Annotated in this window: 18 protein-coding genes and 2 tRNA genes; 13 read left to right on the top strand and 7 right to left on the bottom strand. The window is 63.1% G+C overall.

All coding sequences use genetic code 11. The features are described 5' to 3' along the window. The first annotated feature begins 231 nt into the window (after window positions 1-231). The 7 genes from KUW62_RS05530 to KUW62_RS05560 all read left to right on the top strand — a co-directional run bounded on the left by KUW62_RS05530 (window position 232) and on the right by KUW62_RS05560 (window position 6,753). Window positions 232-558 carry a hypothetical protein gene (locus KUW62_RS05530; RefSeq protein WP_224814514.1) on the top strand — a complete coding sequence of 109 codons (327 nt, stop codon included), beginning with the start codon at window positions 232-234 and terminating at the stop codon, window positions 556-558. Window positions 559-772: 214 nt separating this feature from the next. Further along, window positions 773-3,664: a monovalent cation/H+ antiporter subunit A gene (locus tag KUW62_RS05535; RefSeq protein ID WP_224817043.1), complete on the top strand. Its 2,892-nt coding sequence runs from the start codon at window positions 773-775 to the stop codon at window positions 3,662-3,664. Window position 3,665: 1 nt separating this feature from the next. Further along, window positions 3,666-4,037, top strand: coding sequence for a Na+/H+ antiporter subunit C (locus KUW62_RS05540; RefSeq protein ID WP_224814515.1), 372 nt, complete (start codon window positions 3,666-3,668; stop codon window positions 4,035-4,037). Continuing rightward, complete coding sequence (locus tag KUW62_RS05545; RefSeq protein ID WP_224817044.1) at window positions 4,037-5,584, top strand: monovalent cation/H+ antiporter subunit D; 1,548 nt, start codon at window positions 4,037-4,039, stop codon at window positions 5,582-5,584. Before KUW62_RS05540 ends, KUW62_RS05545 begins: the two co-directional genes overlap by 1 nt. A 3-nt stretch (window positions 5,585-5,587) precedes the next feature. Continuing rightward, complete coding sequence (locus tag KUW62_RS05550; RefSeq protein ID WP_224814516.1) at window positions 5,588-6,079, top strand: Na+/H+ antiporter subunit E; 492 nt, start codon at window positions 5,588-5,590, stop codon at window positions 6,077-6,079. After that, window positions 6,076-6,345 (top strand): K+/H+ antiporter subunit F, encoded by a 270-nt coding sequence (locus KUW62_RS05555; protein ID WP_224814517.1) that lies wholly within the window; start codon window positions 6,076-6,078, stop codon window positions 6,343-6,345. The genes KUW62_RS05550 and KUW62_RS05555 overlap by 4 nt, the downstream gene beginning before the upstream one ends. Window positions 6,346-6,354: 9 nt before the next feature. Then, window positions 6,355-6,753 carry a Na+/H+ antiporter subunit G gene (locus KUW62_RS05560; protein ID WP_224814518.1) on the top strand — a complete coding sequence of 133 codons (399 nt, stop codon included), beginning with the start codon at window positions 6,355-6,357 and terminating at the stop codon, window positions 6,751-6,753. Window positions 6,754-6,935: 182 nt separating this feature from the next. Here KUW62_RS05560 and KUW62_RS05570 read toward each other — a convergent pair. Both KUW62_RS05570 and KUW62_RS05575 read right to left on the bottom strand, forming a co-directional pair. After that, window positions 6,936-7,010 (bottom strand) — tRNA-Asn (locus KUW62_RS05570). A 59-nt stretch (window positions 7,011-7,069) separates the two neighbouring features. Continuing rightward, the gene (locus KUW62_RS05575) at window positions 7,070-7,951 is read right to left on the bottom strand and encodes an MBL fold metallo-hydrolase (protein ID WP_224814519.1); all 882 of its coding nucleotides are present in this window, start codon (window positions 7,949-7,951) and stop codon (window positions 7,070-7,072) included. Window positions 7,952-7,981: 30 nt separating this feature from the next. Here KUW62_RS05575 and KUW62_RS05580 point away from each other — a divergent pair, with 30 nt between their 5' ends. After that, a complete protein-coding gene (locus tag KUW62_RS05580) occupies window positions 7,982-9,289 on the top strand; it encodes an ATP-binding protein (RefSeq protein WP_370632851.1) in 1,308 nt (435 codons plus the stop codon). Between the two features lie 13 nt (window positions 9,290-9,302). On the opposite strand, the gene KUW62_RS05585 is transcribed toward KUW62_RS05580, so the two are convergent. Further along, window positions 9,303-9,379 (bottom strand) — tRNA-Ile (locus KUW62_RS05585). A gap of 132 nt (window positions 9,380-9,511) precedes the next feature. Between KUW62_RS05585 and KUW62_RS05590 the strand changes: the two genes are divergently transcribed. Next, window positions 9,512-9,913, top strand: coding sequence for a hypothetical protein (locus KUW62_RS05590; RefSeq protein ID WP_224814520.1), 402 nt, complete (start codon window positions 9,512-9,514; stop codon window positions 9,911-9,913). Here KUW62_RS05590 and KUW62_RS05595 read toward each other — a convergent pair. After that, window positions 9,910-11,538 carry a hypothetical protein gene (locus KUW62_RS05595; protein ID WP_224814521.1) on the bottom strand — a complete coding sequence of 543 codons (1,629 nt, stop codon included), beginning with the start codon at window positions 11,536-11,538 and terminating at the stop codon, window positions 9,910-9,912. The genes KUW62_RS05590 and KUW62_RS05595 overlap by 4 nt on opposite strands. A 260-nt stretch (window positions 11,539-11,798) precedes the next feature. Here KUW62_RS05595 and purM point away from each other — a divergent pair, with 260 nt between their 5' ends. From purM to rnd, 3 genes are all read left to right on the top strand, one after another. Continuing rightward, window positions 11,799-12,848, top strand: a complete 1,050-nt coding sequence (purM, locus tag KUW62_RS05600; protein WP_224814522.1) for a phosphoribosylformylglycinamidine cyclo-ligase — start codon at window positions 11,799-11,801, stop codon at window positions 12,846-12,848. Further along, entirely contained in the window at window positions 12,845-13,447 is a 603-nt protein-coding gene (gene purN, locus KUW62_RS05605; protein WP_224814523.1) for a phosphoribosylglycinamide formyltransferase, read from the top strand. Before purM ends, purN begins: the two co-directional genes overlap by 4 nt. Window positions 13,448-13,552: 105 nt before the next feature. After that, on the top strand, window positions 13,553-14,713 hold the full coding sequence (gene rnd, locus KUW62_RS05610; RefSeq protein ID WP_224814524.1) for a ribonuclease D: 1,161 nt from the start codon (window positions 13,553-13,555) through the stop codon (window positions 14,711-14,713). A 5-nt stretch (window positions 14,714-14,718) separates the two neighbouring features. Here the strand turns inward: rnd and KUW62_RS05615 are convergent, their stop codons facing one another. Further along, on the bottom strand, window positions 14,719-15,156 hold the full coding sequence (locus tag KUW62_RS05615; RefSeq protein ID WP_224814525.1) for a hypothetical protein: 438 nt from the start codon (window positions 15,154-15,156) through the stop codon (window positions 14,719-14,721). Window positions 15,157-15,300: 144 nt separating this feature from the next. Here KUW62_RS05615 and KUW62_RS05620 point away from each other — a divergent pair, with 144 nt between their 5' ends. Then, window positions 15,301-15,711: a SufE family protein gene (locus tag KUW62_RS05620; protein WP_224814526.1), complete on the top strand. Its 411-nt coding sequence runs from the start codon at window positions 15,301-15,303 to the stop codon at window positions 15,709-15,711. 76 nt (window positions 15,712-15,787) lie between these two features. On the opposite strand, the gene gltA is transcribed toward KUW62_RS05620, so the two are convergent. Next, window positions 15,788-17,080 (bottom strand): citrate synthase, encoded by a 1,293-nt coding sequence (gene gltA, locus KUW62_RS05625; protein WP_224814527.1) that lies wholly within the window; start codon window positions 17,078-17,080, stop codon window positions 15,788-15,790. A 79-nt stretch (window positions 17,081-17,159) separates the two neighbouring features. Then, window positions 17,160-18,572: a glutamate--tRNA ligase gene (gene gltX / locus KUW62_RS05630; RefSeq protein ID WP_224814528.1), complete on the bottom strand. Its 1,413-nt coding sequence runs from the start codon at window positions 18,570-18,572 to the stop codon at window positions 17,160-17,162. Between the last annotated feature and the right edge of the window lie 66 nt (window positions 18,573-18,638).

An 18,638-nucleotide genomic window follows, 5' to 3' on the forward strand; every position in this document is an offset into this window, starting at 1 on the left:
TCACGGCGCCGAGACCGGGGCTCACGCATCCGTGGGCTCCGTGCGCTTCGAGCGGGTTGTGTGCACATGCGCACCAATATTACCGGATTCTCGCGCTTCCGTGTCTGGATTGAGAGCGCCACCCCCCGCATATTCATTCCATCGACGGGCCACAGAGGTTCGCCAGAGAGACACACCAAACCAGGGGCCACAATCAAAGCCGGTCCCAACACACTCAAAAGGATAGAGAAAATGAAAAAGATCGCACTCATCGCCGCCGTTGCCGCCACCGTCGCCGCCCCGGCCTTCGCCCAATCCGCAGCGTCCATCTTCGCGTTCGACCACTTCAACCAATCCGCCGAAAGCACCTCTGACCTGCGCTTCGCACCGTCGGGTGAGAACACCTCCCGCGTGGCATCGACCGGCGCGCTCGGCACCGCGTTCGACGTCGTCAACGCGTCCCAGGACACGCCCTCCGACCTGCGCGGCCTGAACGGCGCCACGCTCGTCAACGGCACCCCCGCCCACGGCGCCGACATCTTCGACCGCCTGCGCGCCGCATCGCTCGAAGACGAGTGATCGCCACCAGATAGAGCTTCCCGCTCTCTCTCCGGATGCCCCTCGCCACCATGGCGGGGGGTGTCTGCGTTCGGGGGGGCCGGTTTTGCGCCCATTTGCCACGATCGCGTCCGGTAAGCGGTCAAACAGATTGTCGCTGACCGCCAAGTCGTGTTTTACACCCGGAAGGGCTGCGGATAACGATGGTCCGAAGGCGACGGGACAAGGGCGCATGATGAGCCTCGGGGGCACATTACTGATCTATATCGCGGTTTTACCGTTCGTGGGCGCGCTCTTGCCGGGCGTCATGATCCGCGCGGGCCGCAATGCCTGCGCGATATTCACGGCGGTCCCCACGGCGCTGGCCCTGATCATGCTCTTGTCGTTGGCCCCCGCCGTCCTGCGAGGGGAGGTGATCCAGGCGGAGCTTGATTGGCTGCCGCAACTGGGCCTGTCGGTCTCTTTCTTCCTCGACGGGTTGGGACTGCTCTTTGGGTGCATGATCCTCGGCGTCGGCCTCCTCATCACGCTGTATGCGCGGTTCTACCTGTCGGGCGACGACCCGATGGGGCAGTTCTTTACATATCTGCTGTTGTTCCAGGGCGCGATGCTGGGGATCGTGATTTCCGACAACATTCTGCTCTTGCTGATCTTCTGGGAACTGACCTCCCTGTCCTCCTTCCTGCTGATTGGCTATTGGAAGCACTTGCCCGAGGGCCGCCAAGGCGCACGCATGGCGCTCGCCGTGACCGGTGCAGGCGGGCTGGCGATGATCGGGGGCATGTTGATCCTCGGCAATATCGTGGGCAGCTACAACCTGACGGACATCTTGCAGGCAGGGGAGGAGATCCGCGCCTCGGATTGGTACATGCCTGCGTTGATCCTGATCCTTTTGGGCGCCTTCACCAAATCCGCGCAATTCCCGTTCCATTTCTGGCTGCCCCACGCGATGGCGGCACCCACGCCGGTCAGCGCCTACTTGCACTCGGCCACGATGGTCAAAGCGGGCGTGTTCCTGCTGGCGCGAATGTGGCCGGTTCTGGCGGGGACGGATGCGTGGTTCTACATCGTCACCACGACCGGGCTCATAACGATGGTTCTGGGCGCGCTGATCGCGCTTTTCAAGGATGACCTGAAGGCGCTTTTGGCGTTTTCGACCGTCAGCCACCTTGGCCTTCTGACCATGCTTCTGGGCTTCGGCACGACCGCGGCAGCGGTGGCGGCAGTCTTCCACATCATCAATCACCTGACCTTCAAGGCCGCGCTTTTCATGACGGCGGGGATTGTGGATCACGAGACCCATACGCGCGACATCAAGCGGCTTGGCGGGCTCAGGCACCTGATGCCGATCACCTTTGCAATCGGAACGATAGCCGCGCTGTCGATGGCAGGTATTCCGCTTTTGAACGGCTTCCTCTCCAAGGAAATGATGTTGGAGGAGGCGTCGCATACCGACTGGCTCGGCAGCCATTACGTCGTGCCGATCGCGGCCACGCTTGGCGCGTTGTTGTCGGTGGCCTACTCCTTCCGCTTCGTGGCTCATGTCTTTCTGGGACCCAAGCGCGATGATTATCCCGCCACTCCCCATGATCCGCCCTTCGGCATGTGGGCCGCGCCCGCGCTGCTTTGCGTGTTGGTCGTGGCAATCGGGGTGGCTCCGTTCCTCGCCGAAGGGATCGTGACCGCGGCGGCAAACGCCGTCACTGGCGCGGATCTACACCCGCATCTGAAGATCTGGCACGGCGTCACACCGGCCCTGTGGATGTCAATCACAGCCATTGTCGGTGGCGCGATCCTTCTGGCGCTGCACCGCTGGCTCAACGGCGCATGGCTTGCAGCGCCACGGCCCGAGGCAAAGGCAATATTCGACTGGCTCGTCGCCGGCATCGTCGGTCTGGCGCGGTCCGTCACGTGGGTCAGCCACAACGGCGCAATCAGCAGATACCTTGCCGTCTTCACCGTGGCGTCTGTGGCGTTAGGATGGGTCGCCTATTCCGGCAGCGGTCTATCGGCTCCGACGCGCGAACACCTTCCGGTGCCGCCGGTGATCTTCGTGGTTTGGGTCATGGTGGTCGTGGCCACGATCTCAGTCGTCGTGATGCACCACCACAGGTTCCGCGCGCTTGTTCTGATCGGGATTATCGGCCTCTCGATCTCGGCCGGGTTCGCGTATCTCTCGGCCCCCGACCTCGCCCTCACCCAAATCTCGGTGGAGACGGTGACGATCATGCTCCTCCTGCTGGCGCTGCATTTCATGCCGAAAGTCACGCCGCGCGAAAGCTCCGTCGCCCGCAGGGTGAGGGACGGTATCATCGCCCTGACAGCGGGCGGCGGCGTGGGGGCCTTGGCCTATGCGTTCCTGATGCGTGACATCGACACGATCTCGGACTTCCATATCGCCAACAGCTATGAAGGCGGCGGCGGCACGAATGTGGTCAACGTGATCCTTGTCGATTTCAGGGGTTACGACACCTACGGAGAGATTATCGTCCTGGGGATCGCGGGATTCGTGATATATGCGCTTATGCACGCGCTCTTGGACGGCCCCGCGGCGCGGCGGCTCAAGAACATGGACTATTCCCAGGATCGGTCGCGCGACCGCCACCCCCTGATGATGGTGATCGTCACCCGCGTGCTGATGCCCATCGCGGTGATCGTCGGCATCTACATCTTCTTGCGCGGCCATAACGAACCCGGCGGCGGTTTCGTGGCCGGGCTGGTGATCGCCATCGCTCTGCTCATGCAATACATGGCGTCCGGATTCGCCTGGGCGCAGGAACGGCAGAGGATCGAATACCACACGATGATCGGCCTTGGTGTCGTGATCGCCGGGCTGACGGGGGCGGGCGCGTGGTTGTTCGGGTATCCGTTCCTGACCAGCGCCTACACCTATGTCCACCTGCCCCCGATCGAAGAGTTCGAGCTTGCCACCGCCATGCTGTTCGACCTTGGTGTGTTCCTGACGGTTCTGGGGGCTGTGATGCTGATGCTCTACAGCCTGTCGCGGATCGCGCGCTTCGCCGGGGAAACAGTGAATGTGAGTCCGATGGATTACGACCCGGGCGAGGAGGCCGCATCGTCGGCACCGACCGGCGCACCTGCCCCCGCCCCGAGGGGGGACAGCTGAGATGGAGATGATTGTCGCAAGCACGATCGGTATCCTTACCGCAGGCGGCGTTTACCTGATGCTGCGCCTGCGGACCTTCCCGGTGATCCTGGGCCTCACGCTTTTGTCCTATGCGGTGAATGTGTTTCTGTTTGCCAGCGGGCGCCTGGCCATCGACCTTTCACCGATCCTGTCGCCTTACGGGGAGGGCAGCTATACCGATCCGTTACCCCAGGCCCTTGTCCTGACGGCAATCGTGATCTCCTTCGGGATGACGGCGGTTCTGGTGATGATCGGCCTCGGCGCGTTTCTTGAGGCGGAAAGCGACCGGATTGACATGGATGCGGAGGACGACGCGCCCGCGTCATCCGACGAGAAGGACGGATCGGCATGATGATGCACTGGATCATCCTTCCGGTATTCCTGCCGGCCATTCTTGCGCCGCTGATCGGGTTCGTGATGCGCCACGATATGGTGCTGGCACGAGCCGCCTCTCTCACCGGGACGGTGGTTCTTCTGGGCATCGCGCTCAAGCTGATGGTGATGGCCGCAGACGGCACCACCCATGTCTACCGCCTGGGCGACTGGCCCGCGCCGTTCGGGATCGTGCTGGTGCTGGACCGATTGTCAGCGCTGATGGTCCTGATGACGGCACTTCTGGCACTGATCGTGGTCGTGCATGCCACGTCGACCGGGTGGGACGCGCGGGGCCGTCATTTTCACGCGCTTTTCCAGTTCCAGCTGATGGGCATCTGCGGCGCTTTCCTGACGGGCGACATTTTCAACCTGTTCGTGTTCTTCGAGGTCCTTTTGATCGCCTCTTATGGTCTGATGATCCATGCAGGCGGGCGGGAGCGTATCCGCGCGGGCCTGCAATACGTCGTGATGAACCTTGCGGGATCGACGTTGTTCCTCTTCGCGCTCGGCACGCTTTATGCCTCCACCGGAACGCTGAACATTGCTGATCTGGCCGCGCGTATCCCAGAGATACCCGTGGAAGAGGCCGCATTGGTGCGTGTCGCCGCGATCCTTCTGATGATCGTCTTCGCGGTGAAAGCCGCGCTCTTTCCAGTCCAATTCTGGCTACCCGCCACCTATGCCAACGCGCCCGCGCCCGTGGCCGCCTTGTTCGCGATCATGACCAAGGTGGGCGCCTACGCGATCCTGCGCATCCATACGACCGCGTTCGGCCCCGGCAGCCCGGGGACGGAGGATCTGGCGGGCACATGGCTGTTCCCGGCGGCCATCGTCACAATCGCCGTGGGCGCATTGGGTGTTCTTGCCGCGCGGCGTCTTATGAGTCTAATCGCCTTCTCGGTCGTCGGCTCCATGGGGACACTTCTGGTTGCCGTCGCCGCGTTTTCGCCCGATGCAACATCGGCCGCCCTTTACTACATGGTACATTCCACCTTCGCGGCCGCCTGCCTGTTCCTGATCGCTGATCTGGTGGTCACGCAGCGGGGGGCCGACACGCTGAAGCCGGTGCCTGCGACCGTACAGAACGGCCTCTTCGCCGCGCTCTTCTTTGCCGGTGCGATCGCCATGGCCGGGATGCCACCGCTCAGCGGGTTCTTGGGCAAATTGCTTGTCCTCGACGCGCTGCGTGACCCCGGCACATTGGTTTGGGCCTGGTCTGCAATCCTGATCGGATCGCTTCTGACCATCGTGGGCTTCGCCCGCGCAGGCAGTGCCCTGTTCTGGAAATCGACGGCCACCCTGCCGCCTGCGCCCGATCCCGAGAAAATCACGGTTCATGCCGTCGCGGAGCCGTTGCGCGCCTCGTCCCTGCAACTCGCCCCCGCCATGGCCGCCATCGCCACGCTGGCGCTTCTCGCGGCGTTCGCGGGTCCCGTCGCCGCGTATCTGGAAAGCACCTCGGCGCAGCTTTTCGACCGCCAAGGCTACGTCACTTCGGTCATAACCGCGGAAGAGGAGGGCTAGGCCATGCTGTCGCGTCTCATCCCCCATCCGTTGCTGAGCGTAACCCTGACCCTCGTCTGGCTTGGCCTCGTCAATACCTTCACCCTGGGCAATCTGATCCTGGGCAGTTTTTTCGGGCTTGTGATCCCCATGGCGACCGCCGCCTATTGGCCCGACCGGCCCAAGCTGGCCCGTCCGCTCAAAATAGTGGAATATGTCCTTGTGGTGATCTGGGATATCATCGTGGCCAACGTGCAGGTCGCGCTGATCATCCTGTTTCGGCGCGAGCCCACGATCAATTCCCAATGGGTGCCGGTCCCGCTGGACCTCACCTCCGCCGAGGCGATCACGGTTCTGGCCGGAACGATCACCATGACGCCCGGAACGGTATCGGCCATGTTGTCCGCCGACGGTCGCTCCATCCTCGTCCATTGCCTGCACACCGACGACCCCGACAGCGTCCGGGACGAGATCAAGACCCGGTACGAGCGGCGATTGAAGGAGATTTTTCCATGATCGAATACGCCTTGATGTTTGCGGCTGGCTGCTATGGCGTGGCGCTCCTGCTGGACCTTTGGCGCATCGCCGTGGGGCCGGACGCCGCCGACCGCATCCTCGCGCTCGACACGATGGTGATCAACGTGATCGCGCTTTTGGTGCTGTATGGCGTCTGGCGCGGGACGGCGATCTATTTCGAGGCCGCGATGCTGGTCGCCATGGTCGGCTTCGTATCCACAGTCGCGTATTGCAGGTTCCTGCTGCGCGGCGACATCATCGAGTGAGGTAAGGCCATGAATTTCATCGCGGAACTCCTCATCTCCGGCTTCCTCGTCATCAGCGGGATCTTCGGCTTTGTCGGCTCTTTCGGCCTCGTGAAACTGAAGGACACCCTGCAACGCCTCCACGCGCCGACAAAGGCGACGACCCTCGGCGTCGGTGGGGTTCTTTTGGCGTCAATCCTCTATTTCTATGTCGATACCGGCCACGTGTCGGTCCACGAACTGCTGATTTCGCTGTTCTTGTTCCTGACCGCTCCCATCACGGCGAATTTCATCGCCAAAGCCTACCTCTCTCACAAAGTGCGCGCGAAAGACCTGCCTGACACGGGCGGGGCATATGGCTGGTCCGTCTATGATGACGCGCCGGATGGATCCCAGGACGCCAGACAGAAACGCGAGCCGTCTGCCTGAGTCTAGCGCGTGAAGGATTTGCCTTGCCGGTGCCCGCTGGACCAACCTTGCCACGCCGAAGTGCTTTTCAGATTGGCCAACCAATAGGTTCTGTCCGAGCGTCCGAATTCGGACGGCGCTCGGACACTCGGACGGCAGGCATAAGCCGCTACCCGTAACGCTCTGTCAAATATGGACGAAATTGGCTCCGGCGGTAGGGATCGAACCTACGACCAATTGATTAACAGTCAACTGCTCTACCGCTGAGCTACGCCGGAACTGAGCGTCGATATAGCAAGGTGGATTCGGGGCGTCCAGTGGGGGAAACCGGTATTTTTCATCTCAGCGCGAAGCGGGCATTCGCCGCGATTTCGCTTTCCGGAAGCGTTGCGGATTTTTCCGTGAGATCAATGAGATGGGCAAGGACGTTGCGTTCCGCGGCGCGCAGAAGGGCTGGGGCGACGTCGGTGTAGATCGCGCGCGCAAGCTCGGACGCCGTGCTTGGCCCCAGATCCTCCAACGCCGCCATGATCTGCGCCTCCCGCTTTTTTCGATGGGCGATCAAGGCGTTGGCGCGATCCTGCGGGTCGGGAATTGGTTCTCCATGCCCGGGGTAATAGACGCGGTCATCACGGGCAGCGAGCCGGGTGGTGGAGGCGAGGAAAGCGGTCATGTCCCCGTCGGGCGGGGACACGAGGGAGGTGGACCACCCCATGACCAGGTCGCCGCTGAAAAGCGTCCCGTTCCACGCAAAGCTGAGGTGGTTGGCCATGTGGCCCGGCGTGGCCAGCACGTCGATCCGGCCCCACGCGCCCTCCACGTTGTCTCCCTCCTTGATCTGTGTGTCGGGGGCGAAGCTCTCATCCACGCCCTCGCCGCCGCCAAGTCCGCCTGCATCGGCCAGCGCACGCATCACCGCAGAGCGGCCCCAATCGCTCGGGCCAGCGGCCAGGACCGGCGCACCCGTCGCCTCGGCCAAGGGCCGGGCAAGGGGCGAATGGTCCAGATGGGAATGGGTCACGAGAATTTGGGCCACACGCTCACCCGGCTCCAGCGCGCCCAGGATCGCGCGAAGATGCGCTTCCATCGCAGGGCCGGGATCAATGACCACAACCTCGCCTTCGCCGATCAGATAGGTCTGGGTGCCGGTAAAGGTCATGGGCGAGGGGTTCGGCGCGGTGATCCGGCGCACGCCATCCTCCAGCCTTTCGCTTTGCATGGCGCGTGCCCCCTCGCTTAGATGTGGCCCATGAAACTGTCACAATGGATCAAGAAATTCCTGCCCCGCGGCCTTTACGGTCGTGCGGCCCTGATCCTGATCGTGCCGGTGGTCACGATCCAGCTTGTCGTCAGTTCCGTGTTTCTGCAACGCCATTTCGAGGACGTGACCCAGCAATTGACCAACGCCCTGTCGCTGGACCTCAACCTGATTTTGCAGACTTGGGACGCTGAGGGAGAGGACGCCGCCCGTGCCATCGCGGAGCAGCTGGACATTGGGATTGACGAACGGATCGCGGAACCAGGCGAAAACCGGTGGTTCTATGACTTGTCGGGGGTCGTTGTGCAGGACGTGCTTGAGGCTCGCGTAAGTGGTGTCATGGGCCTCGATCTGGCAAGCGAGGACCGGGAGATTGCGATCCTGGTGGAGCCGGACACCCGCGATCCCGTCGTCTTCAGCGCGGCGCGGCGGCGGGTTTCTGCGGCCGCACCCCACCAGTTGCTGGTCATCATGGTTGCCACGGGCGTGCTCATGACGCTTGTGGCCTTCGTGTTCCTGCGCAACCAATTGCGCCCCATTCGCCGTCTGGCCGGCGCGGCGGAGGCGTTTGGCAAGGGTCAGCCCGCCGAGTATCGCCCCTCCGGCGCATTGGAAGTCCGCTCTGCGGGACGTGCGTTTCTTGAGATGCGCGCGCGGATCGAAGGCCATCTGGAACAGCGGACGTTGATGCTGTCGGGGGTGAGCCACGACCTGCGCACCCCGCTGACCCGGATGCGGCTGGCGCTTGGCATGATGGAGCCGGGGCCCGACCGCGATGACCTGGCCCGCGATGTCGACGAGATGGAGGCGCTTCTCAACACCTTCCTCGATTTCGTGCGGGGGGAGGCGCTTGATGATCCCGAACCGGCTGACCCCGTCGCGCTTGCGCGCAAGGTGGTCGATGCGGCCCGGCGAGGCGGGGGAGAGGTGGCGCTGAGTGTGCCCGCGGATGGGGCGGACGTGCCGATGCGTCCAATGGCCGTGCAGCGGGCGCTGACGAACCTCGTCTCCAACGCGTTGCGCTATGGGAAGACGGCGCAGGTTTCCGTCGCGCTCTACGATCGGGCGGTGCGGTTCTCGGTGGAAGACGACGGGCCCGGCATCCCCGAACATCGCCGCGCGGATGCGATGCGGCCCTTCACCCGGCTGGACGCGGCCCGCAACCAGAACCTCGGCTCCGGCGTCGGCCTCGGCCTCGCGATCGCCAACGACATCGCGCAGCGCCATGGCGGGTCCTTGCGGCTGTCGGAAAGTACGACGATGGGTGGGCTGCGCGCGGATCTGACATTGCCGCGCTAAGCAGGGGGAGTTTTGGTAGGCCCGGCAGGACTTGAACCCGCAACCAAAGCGTTATGAGCGCTCTGCTCTAACCAATTGAGCTACAGGCCCCCATGATCGCTGCGAGAGGTAGCAGAGCCACCCGCCGGTGAAAAGCGGCCTTCTTGCGGCCTGCGGCGTTGCGCGGCAGCCGCCGACCCCTTACCAGATGCCCCGCAAATGGCCCTTCAGGAGACGCCCGCCATGCCACCGATCACCCCCCTGGCCCTGCGCTATCTTCTTTGGCTGATCGGCTTGCGCATCCTCTATGTCGGTGCGGTGAATTTCCTTGGCCTGCCCAACAGCCTGGCCACCACGGTCATTCTTGCCGCTGCCCCGGCGATGGATATCGGGGTGCAAGCGGTCCGCCGCGCCACGCGGGCTTTGATGCTCCGGGATTGGGCGATCCTTTGGGCCGTCCTGGTTGCGATCTACGCGATCCTCAACATCGCCATTCCTGCGATCCTCGTGGCTGAATTCCGCGCGATCCTGACGGGGCCTGACGGACTGCGCGGCCCGTTGATCGTGGCTTGCGCGACGGCAGCCATGATCGCCCTGTTCCTCTGGATCGGTGCACGCACGGGGCGGGGACAGCAGGCGCCCTAGCGCTTGTGGATCACCGCGACCTGGTGCCGGGCGCTGCGGTCATAATTCTCCTGGAACACGAAACAGCCCGAGATGTCGGGGACTAGCGCATTGAATTCTTCCCCGATCTCCGGATTGGAGTGTTTGAATTTCCGCGTGCGTTGGAATTCGTCGAACAAGTCGCCGGTCTTCGTGATCCCGCGCTGCTCCATCACGCCCGGTTGCCAGCGCAGATCCTCGATAATGTAGAGCCCGCCGGATTTCAGGCGGGGAAACAGCTCCAGAAACCCGTTCTGCTGATGGTGTGATGCGTGGGAGGCGTCGTCGATGATGATGTCCATCGCGGGCATCTTGTCGGCCGCCGCCACGATATTCTCGCGCGTGTCCATGTCACAGCGGAAGAATTCGAACCGCTCGTGTTTGAACCAGGAGAAATCTGATACGTCGAGGCCGTGGATCTTGGCGGTGCTGAAGAAATCGAGCCACATGCGGATCGACGGGCAATCCCGTGTCTCGCGATCCTTGCTGATCGAATGCTCCGGCCCCCCGATCAGCAGCCCCATCTCCAGGAAATTGATCTTTCGGTTGGCGTAGGGCCAGAAGAGCATCTGGTACAACTCGGTGTAGCGGTGCTTGCTCGGACCCTTGTCCGATCCATAAAGTGCCGCAAGATCGGACAGGTTGTGCAGCCGCCCATCCGCAAGGTGACGTTCCACCATGCCGGGGACGACGAATTTGCGATGCGCCCAGGCCAGGACCTCGCCATAGGTGTCGATGAATTCACGCGTCACCTTCTTGCCGAAGAGATGCTCGATATTCATCACCGCCGCATACCCGACGGACGGGTGGTGGCGCAGGATCGTACCGAAGGTGTGGTAGTGGGCGATGGCGATGTCTTCGCCACTGGGCACGCCATGGGCCTGCACGTTGTAATTGATCGCCTGACGGCCTTGTGTGAACTTCGCCCCGATCCGACGGATGGTGATGGGATAGATCGTCTGATCCAGCCCCTCGCGCGCATCGTCGAACCCGTCGGCATGGTCCAGCTTCAGGCAATCGGCCAGCCATGCCTCCCCGAAATGTTCTTTCGTCTTGCCAATGGGCTTCTCGCGGAAGATCGAAAAGCCGCCGTTGAAATAGGGCGGAAGCTCCAGCTTGCGACCGGCAAGAAGGGCGATCCGCTCCTCCGGCAGGTCCATGCCGAAGAACTCGTAGACCTCGCGCCACGCCTCGGGGCTGTTGAGCGCGCCGAAGCTGTAATCGGCGACGCAGGCCAGCACTTCGCCGTCGCCCAATTCCGCCTCGAAATCCACCGGCTTCATCATCACCATATCGGTGTCGAGGTAGACGGAGATGTCGCAATCGCGCTTCTGGGCCTTGGCGAGATTCTTGTTGCCCACGGGCCAGGGCCGTGACCACGGGTTCGGGTCATCGGGGCCGGTATCGGGCAGGGGGACCAGCGTGACCTTGCAGCGCTTGAGAAAGGATTTCACGAAGCTCGACAGCTCGTAATCCTGCCGATGATACGCGATGACGGGGGTTGATTTCGGCATGTGGCGCCGGATCGAGGCGGCCAGCAGACAGGCCTGCGCTTCCAGCTTTTCGCCGTCCACGACGAAAAACAGACACAGTTTCGATTTCGCCATGGTCCCGCTCCGTAACCCCGCCGCGCTGCCCGCACCATCGATGCGCGTGGCGGCCTTTTCTCGCGCGCTTGGATGCGCGCCTGTGTCATTGCGCGAAACCCTAGCCGCACAGCACCCCGTCACGCAACGGATCTGCAAAGTGATGCCTGTTCGGGGCGGGAACGTGTTGCCGCAAAGCAAGGGCCATGGACGCCGCCGGGGCAGGCTGGTATCGGGCGGAGCATCCAGAACGTGCGCGTGATGACCAGGGGGATCGGGACATGAGCGACGGGCCAAAACCGGGGCTGACCTATGCACAGGCAGGTGTTGATATCGACGCGGGCAACGCGCTTGTGGATCGAATCAAACCAGCCGCCGCGGCCACGACACGTCCCGGCGTCATGGCGGGCCTTGGCGGGTTCGGCGCGCTCTTCGACCTCAAGGCGGCGGGCTATCACGATCCGGTTCTGGTGGCGGCGACCGACGGGGTCGGCACGAAGCTCAAGATCGCCATCGACACCGGCCAATTCGACACGATTGGCGTCGACCTTGTGGCGATGTGTGTGAACGACCTGGTGTGCCAAGGCGCGGAGCCTTTGTTTTTCCTGGATTATTTCGCCACGGGCAAGCTGGAGGTCGAGGCCGCTTCGACCATCGTTGAAGGCATAGCGGCGGGCTGCAAGGCGTCCGGCTGCGCGCTGATCGGGGGGGAGACGGCGGAAATGCCGGGCATGTACGCGCCGGGCGATTTTGACCTCGCAGGCTTTGCCGTGGGTGCGATGGAGCGTGGCGCGGCCTTGCCCGCCGGTGTGGCCGAGGGTGATATTCTCTTGGGCCTTGCCTCGGATGGGGTGCATTCCAACGGATATTCGCTTGTTCGACGGGTGGTTGAGCGTTCGGGTCTGGGCTGGGATGCACCGGCGCCGTTCGCGCAGACCACCCTCGGCGCGGCCCTTCTGGCGCCCACACGGCTTTATGTCACCCAAGCCCTCGCGGCGATCCGCATCGGCGGGGTCCACGCGCTCGCCCATATCACGGGCGGCGGGCTGACGGAAAACCTGCCGCGTGTTCTGCCCGACGGCCTCGGGGCGGAAATCGACCTCAGCGCGTGGCCGCTTCCGCCTGTGTTCGGCTGGCTGGCATCGGAAGGGGGGCTTGCAACGGACGAGATGCTCAAGACCTTCAACTCCGGGATCGGCATGGTCCTTGCCGTTTCGCCGGATCGCGCGAAGGACGTCACGCAAGCCCTTGAAGAAGCGGGCGAAACCGTGTTCCGGATCGGCCATATCGCGGCTGGGGAGGGTGTGCGCTATTCCGGCAGCCTGAAATGACGAAACGGGTCGCGATCCTGATTTCGGGCGGCGGGTCCAACATGGTGGCGCTTGCCCGCTCCATGCACGGCAATCACCCGGCGCGGCCCTGTCTCGTGATGTCCAACGTGGCGGGGGCAGGCGGGCTGGCCAAGGCGCGCGATCTCGGCATTCAGACGGCGGTCGTGGATCACCGCCCATTCGGAAAAGACCGCGCCGGGTTCGAGGCGGAGTTGCATAAGGCGCTCGCCGCCGCCGCACCCGACATCATCTGCCTTGCGGGGTTCATGCGCATCCTGACCGCCGATTTCGTGTCAAAATGGAACGGTCGGATGCTCAACATCCACCCCTCACTCCTACCGAAATACAAGGGCCTCCACACCCACGCCCGCGCGATCGAGGCGGGCGACGGGGAGGCGGGCTGCACCGTGCATGAGGTCACGGCCTCCCTCGACGATGGTCCTATTCTTGGACAGGCCCGCGCGCCGATCCTACCGGGCGACACCCCTGACACTTTGGCCGCCCGCATCCTGCCTCTCGAACACAGCCTTTACCCTGCCGTCCTGCGCCGCTTCGCCGATGGCGATCGGACGCCTCTGTTCCTGCCGGGAAGCGATTGATCGCGCGTCCTAAGTCATTCCCCCCGGGCCTCCCTTTTCATCGGCGCTCTCCTCCTCTATCACGCTTCCACGGCCTATTTCCCCAGCAAGAAAACTCCTCATTCCGTGCCCAATACCCTGACCACCACCGCCGCACTGGCCGAGTTTTGCGCCCGTGCCGCCGATGCCCCCTATGTGACCGTCGACACCGAATTCCTGCGGGAACGCACCTATTTCGCACAGCTTTGCCTCGTTCAACTGGCATTGCCGGGCACCGATGATTCCGATGCCGTCCTTGTTGATCCACTGGCGGACGGCATGTCGCTTGACCCGCTTTACGATCTGTTTCGAAGTCCCGACGTGGTGAAGGTCTTTCACGCCGCCCGGCAGGACCTTGAGATCTTTCATGTCGAAGGTGGCGTCGTTCCCGCGCCGCTGTTCGACACGCAAGTGGCCGCGATGGTCTGTGGCTTCGGCGATCAAGTGGGCTACGAGACACTGGTGCGCCGGATCGCCAAGGCGAGCCTCGACAAATCCTCGCGCTTCACGGATTGGTCACGCCGCCCGTTGTCGGACGCGCAGAAGACCTATGCGCTGGCCGATGTCACCCATCTGCGCCAGATCTACGAATACCTCTCGGCGGAATTGGCGCGGACCGGCCGCACACATTGGTTGGAGGAGGAGCTTGCCTATCTCACCAATGCCGACAATTACGTGGTCGACCCCGAGGAGGCGTGGCGCCGGCTGAAGCTGCGGTCGAATTCGGGCCGGATGCTGGCGATTGCCAAGGAACTGGCGGCCTTCCGCGAGCGCTATGCGCAGGAACGCAACGTGCCGCGCAACCGGATCGTGAAGGATGATGCCTTGGTGGAGCTGGCCTCGACCAAGCCGAAATCCGTGCAGGACCTTGGAAAATCACGACTCTTGCTGCGCGATGCCCGGAAGGGTGCCATTGCCGAAGGGCTGGTGGCCGCCGTTGCGCGGGGTCTCGCCGTGCCCAACTCAGAGCTGCCGAAACCAGCACCGGGCAAGGACCGGTCCAACCTCAACCCCGCGCTTGCCGATCTGCTGCGCGTGCTTCTGAAGGCCAAGGCGGAAGAGGCGAACGTGGCCCCGAAGCTGCTCGCATCCTCCAGCGACCTGGATGACATCGCATCGGGCCACGTGGAAGGGGCATGGTCCCACGGATGGCGACACGAAGTGTTCGGGGCAGACGCCGAACGTTTGCTGCGCGGTGAGATTGCCCTGTCGGCGAAAGGCCAGAAGGTGAAGATCGTCGCGGTCTGAACGGATCAGCGCCGCGAGACGGAGCGGCGATTGTTCTGCGCGATCACGGTGATGGTCCGAATGCCCGCCAGCTCCCCGAAACTCAACGAGACACCCGCCACGATCTCTTGCAGACCGGGTGTCGCGTTGTCCAATGGCGGGGCGGCCCGGAAGTCGTAGACCAGCGAATTCGGCGTACGTTCCACAAGAACCAGTTCCGCCTCGTAGAACCCCTGCAACCCGGTCACGCCGGTGGCGCGCACGATGGCGCCGGAATTGGTTTGCTCCACGGACAATTGCGTGATTTCACCCACAAGCCCGCGCGGGTCGATCACCGTGCCGTCCACCGGATCGACCTGGATGCGCTGTTCGCGATCGCCCCCGAACCAGTTGAGCGGATTGAGGTTGCTGTTACAGGCCCCCAGCGACAGGATCACGGACAGGACAATCAGGCTGCGCAACATGGGGTGGTCTCTTTTCGGCAAACGCGTCGGTGTCTTTGCCTAGCCCATTGCCAGCGTGTTGGGAAGTGCGCGCGCCCGCCCTTTACCTTGCACGGCCCGCGGCTTACCTCAGGGGCAACATACGCACCTCGGGAAAGGGTCGGAATGGCCAGCGAAGCCTTTGAAGAAATTGCCGAAACCTTTGACTTCCTTGACGATTGGGAAGACCGCTATCGCCATGTCATCGAATTGGGCAAGGCCATGCCTCCGATGGACGACGCGGTAAAAGTCCCCGCAACCAAGGTCGACGGCTGCGCATCGCAGGTCTGGATCCTGCCGCGTCTGGAGGGGAAGACCTTTGATTTTCAGGGCGACAGCGACGCGATCATCGTGCGCGGGCTGATCGCGGTTCTGCACGCACTTTATGGCGGGTTGCCGGTGGATGAGGTTCTGGAGGTCGATGCCGGGGCCGAATTGGCGCGGCTGGGGCTGGACGAACACCTGTCCTCGCAACGCTCCAACGGCGTGCGCGCGATGGTGGAGCGGATCCGCCTGCTGGCATCGGACGCCGCCTAGGGCACGACGATACTGGCCAAAGCAAAACGGCCACCCGAATGGGGTGACCGTCTGTCGTTCTAAAAGGGTTTTCGACCTACCGCTTTTCGATCGGTACGTAATCCCGCATCGTCTCACCCATATAGAGCTGCCGGGGCCGCCCGATCTTGAGCGCCGGATCGGCCAACTGCTCTTTCCACTGCGAAATCCAGCCCACGGTGCGCGACAGCGCGAAGATCGGGGTGAACATCGAGGTGGGGAAGCCCATCGCCTCCAGGATGATGCCGGAGTAGAAATCGACATTCGGGAACAGCTTCTTGTCCGAGAAATACGGATCGTCGAGCGCGGCCTTCTCCAGCGCCTTGGCGACCTGCAGCTTCGGGTTGTTCTCGACCCCCAGAAGCTCCAGCACCTCGTCCGCGGATTTCTTCATCACCGTCGCGCGGGGATCGAAGTTCTTGTAGACGCGGTGGCCAAAGCCCATCAGGCGGTAATCGTCGTTCTTGTCCTTGGCCCGCGCGATGAATTCCGGGATGCGGTCCACCGAACCGATCTCCTCCAGCATCTCAAGGCAGGCCTGGTTCGCGCCGCCATGGGCCGGCCCCCAGAGGCAGGCAATGCCGGCCGCAATGCACGCGAACGGATTGGCGCCGGAGGAGGACGCCAGACGCACGGTCGAGGTCGAGGCGTTCTGTTCGTGATCGGCGTGCAGCGTGAAGATGCGGTCCATCGCCGTCTCGAGGATCGGATCGACGACATATTCCTCGGCCGGGACGGCAAAGCACATGCGCAGGAAATTCGCCGCGTAGGACAGGTCATTGCGCGGATACACGAAGGGCTGCCCGATCGTGTATTTGTAGGCCCAGGCCGCAATCGTCGGCATCTTCGCGATCAACCGGTGGGACGCGACCTCTCGCTGGTGCGGGTCGTGGATATCGGTGCTGTCGTGGTAAAACGCGGACATCGCGCCCACGACGCCGACCATGACGGCCATCGGGTGCGCATCGCGGCGGAACCCCCGGAAGAAGTTCGCCATCTGCTCGTGCAGCATCGTGTGATTGGTGATGGTGTGCTCGAACTTGTCGAGTTCCGGCTTGGTCGGCAGGTAGCCGTAGAGCAGCAGGAAGCAGACTTCGAGGTAGTGGGAATGCTCCGCCAACTGATCGATCGGATAACCGCGGTGCAGAAGCTCCCCCTTGCCGCCGTCGATGAAGGTGATGGACGATTCACACGCCGAGGTGGAGGTGAAGCCGGGATCGTGTGTGAAGACGCCCGCTTGCCCGTAAAGCTTGCCGATATCAATGACATCCGGGCCGGCGGTCGGTGAATGGATCGGCAGATCGTAGGATTGCCCGTCAACGGTCAAAGTGGCGGTTTTGGTTTCGGCCATGGTCGTCCCTTCATGCATCTGGCGGGCCAGCGCGTTCGCTGGCTGTGGGGCAGGGGACGTATCCCCCAGGCAACCCCCATCAGTCGCTGAGGGAGGCCGCATCCGTCAGGCGGCCGAGCGTTTCGTCCCGGCCAATGACAAGCATCATATCGAACACGGAAGGCGTGACGCTGCGCCCGGCCAGCGCCGCACGAAGCGGGGCAGCCAGCTTGCCGAATTTCAACCCACGGGTGTCTGCGGCGGCGTTCAACACGCCCTCCAGCGTGTCACGGTCCCAGCTAACATTCTGCAACTGCGTAGTCAATTCCGACAGTATACGACGGGATACAGTATCAAGGGCGCCGCGCGCCTTCTCATCCATGTCGACGGGCCGGTTTATCAATGAAAACCGTCCCTTATCCAGAAGCTCGGGCAGGGACTTCGCCCGATCCTTGAGGCAATACATCGCGGATGTCAGGCGATCTTTCTGCGCCTGCGAAAGGGAGGACTGCCCCGTCAGGGCAAGGAAATCGGTGATTTCGGTCACCAGTTCGGCATCTTCGGTCCGCGCGATATGCCAGCCAGCCACATTGCCCAGTTTCTTCATGTCGAGCCGGGCAGGGGATTTGCCGATCCCATCGAGGTCGAACCAGTCGCGGGCCTGCGCATCGGTGAACAATTCGTCGTCGCCGTGGGACCAGCCAAGGCGCGCGAGGTAATTGCGCATCGCGGCGGCGGGTATGCCCATCTCGGCGTATTCCATCACACCCGTGGCCCCGTGGCGCTTGGACAGCTTCTTACCATCCTCGCCGTGGATCAGCGGAATATGGGCCCAGATCGGCTCCTCCCAACCATTCGCGCTGTAGACCTGGATCTGACGGGCCGCATTGTTGAGGTGATCGTCCCCCCGGATCACATGGGTCACGCCCATATCGTGATCGTCCACCACCACCGCATGCATGTAAGTCGGCGTCCCGTCAGAGCGCAGGAGGATCATGTCGTCGAGCGTGGCATTCTGGATCGTGACGTCCCCCTGAACCTTGTCAGCGATGAGGGTCTGTCCCTCCCTCGGGGCCTTTAGGCGGATCACGTAAGGGGCGCCTTGGGGATGATCCGTGCGATCCCGCCACGGGCTGAGGAAGAGCGTGGAACGCCCCTCCGCTTTTGCGGCGTCCCGGAATGCCGCGATCTCTTCTTGGGTGGAGAAACATTTGTAGGCGGTGCCGTTTGCGAGCATCGACTCGGCCACTTCGCGGTGACGGTCGGCGCGGGCGAATTGGCTCACGGCCTCCCCGTCATGGTCCAATCCCAGCCACGCCATTCCGTCAAGGATCGCCTGCGTCGCCTCCGGCGTGGAGCGTTCGCGGTCCGTATCCTCGATCCGCAGCAGGAATTGCCCGCCGTGCTTGCGCGCGAACAGCCAGTTGAACAGCCCCGTGCGCGCGGTGCCGATATGCATGTAGCCAGTCGGCGACGGCGCGATACGGGTCACGATGGGGCGATCGGTGGACATCTGGAAACCCTTTCCGGCACGGGCGGGCGGCCGCGTGCGTTAACCTTTTGGAAACCATGCTCTGGT

Source organism: Hasllibacter sp. MH4015 (assembly GCF_020177575.1).
GTDB lineage: Bacteria > Pseudomonadota > Alphaproteobacteria > Rhodobacterales > Rhodobacteraceae > Gymnodinialimonas.

Coding starts and splice junctions, on each gene's coding strand:
- KUW62_RS05530 (WP_224814514.1), top strand. CDS start 232: ATGAAAAAGATCGCACTCATCGCCGCCGTTGCCGCCACCGTCGCCGCC.
- KUW62_RS05535 (WP_224817043.1), top strand. CDS start 773: ATGAGCCTCGGGGGCACATTACTGATCTATATCGCGGTTTTACCGTTC.
- KUW62_RS05540 (WP_224814515.1), top strand. CDS start 3,666: ATGGAGATGATTGTCGCAAGCACGATCGGTATCCTTACCGCAGGCGGC.
- KUW62_RS05545 (WP_224817044.1), top strand. CDS start 4,037: ATGATGCACTGGATCATCCTTCCGGTATTCCTGCCGGCCATTCTTGCG.
- KUW62_RS05550 (WP_224814516.1), top strand. CDS start 5,588: ATGCTGTCGCGTCTCATCCCCCATCCGTTGCTGAGCGTAACCCTGACC.
- KUW62_RS05555 (WP_224814517.1), top strand. CDS start 6,076: ATGATCGAATACGCCTTGATGTTTGCGGCTGGCTGCTATGGCGTGGCG.
- KUW62_RS05560 (WP_224814518.1), top strand. CDS start 6,355: ATGAATTTCATCGCGGAACTCCTCATCTCCGGCTTCCTCGTCATCAGC.
- KUW62_RS05575 (WP_224814519.1), bottom strand. CDS start 7,951: ATGCAAAGCGAAAGGCTGGAGGATGGCGTGCGCCGGATCACCGCGCCG.
- KUW62_RS05580 (WP_370632851.1), top strand. CDS start 7,982: ATGAAACTGTCACAATGGATCAAGAAATTCCTGCCCCGCGGCCTTTAC.
- KUW62_RS05590 (WP_224814520.1), top strand. CDS start 9,512: ATGCCACCGATCACCCCCCTGGCCCTGCGCTATCTTCTTTGGCTGATC.
- KUW62_RS05595 (WP_224814521.1), bottom strand. CDS start 11,538: ATGGCGAAATCGAAACTGTGTCTGTTTTTCGTCGTGGACGGCGAAAAG.
- purM (WP_224814522.1), top strand. CDS start 11,799: ATGAGCGACGGGCCAAAACCGGGGCTGACCTATGCACAGGCAGGTGTT.
- purN (WP_224814523.1), top strand. CDS start 12,845: ATGACGAAACGGGTCGCGATCCTGATTTCGGGCGGCGGGTCCAACATG.
- KUW62_RS05615 (WP_224814525.1), bottom strand. CDS start 15,156: ATGTTGCGCAGCCTGATTGTCCTGTCCGTGATCCTGTCGCTGGGGGCC.
- KUW62_RS05620 (WP_224814526.1), top strand. CDS start 15,301: ATGGCCAGCGAAGCCTTTGAAGAAATTGCCGAAACCTTTGACTTCCTT.
- gltA (WP_224814527.1), bottom strand. CDS start 17,080: ATGGCCGAAACCAAAACCGCCACTTTGACCGTTGACGGGCAATCCTAC.
- gltX (WP_224814528.1), bottom strand. CDS start 18,572: ATGTCCACCGATCGCCCCATCGTGACCCGTATCGCGCCGTCGCCGACT.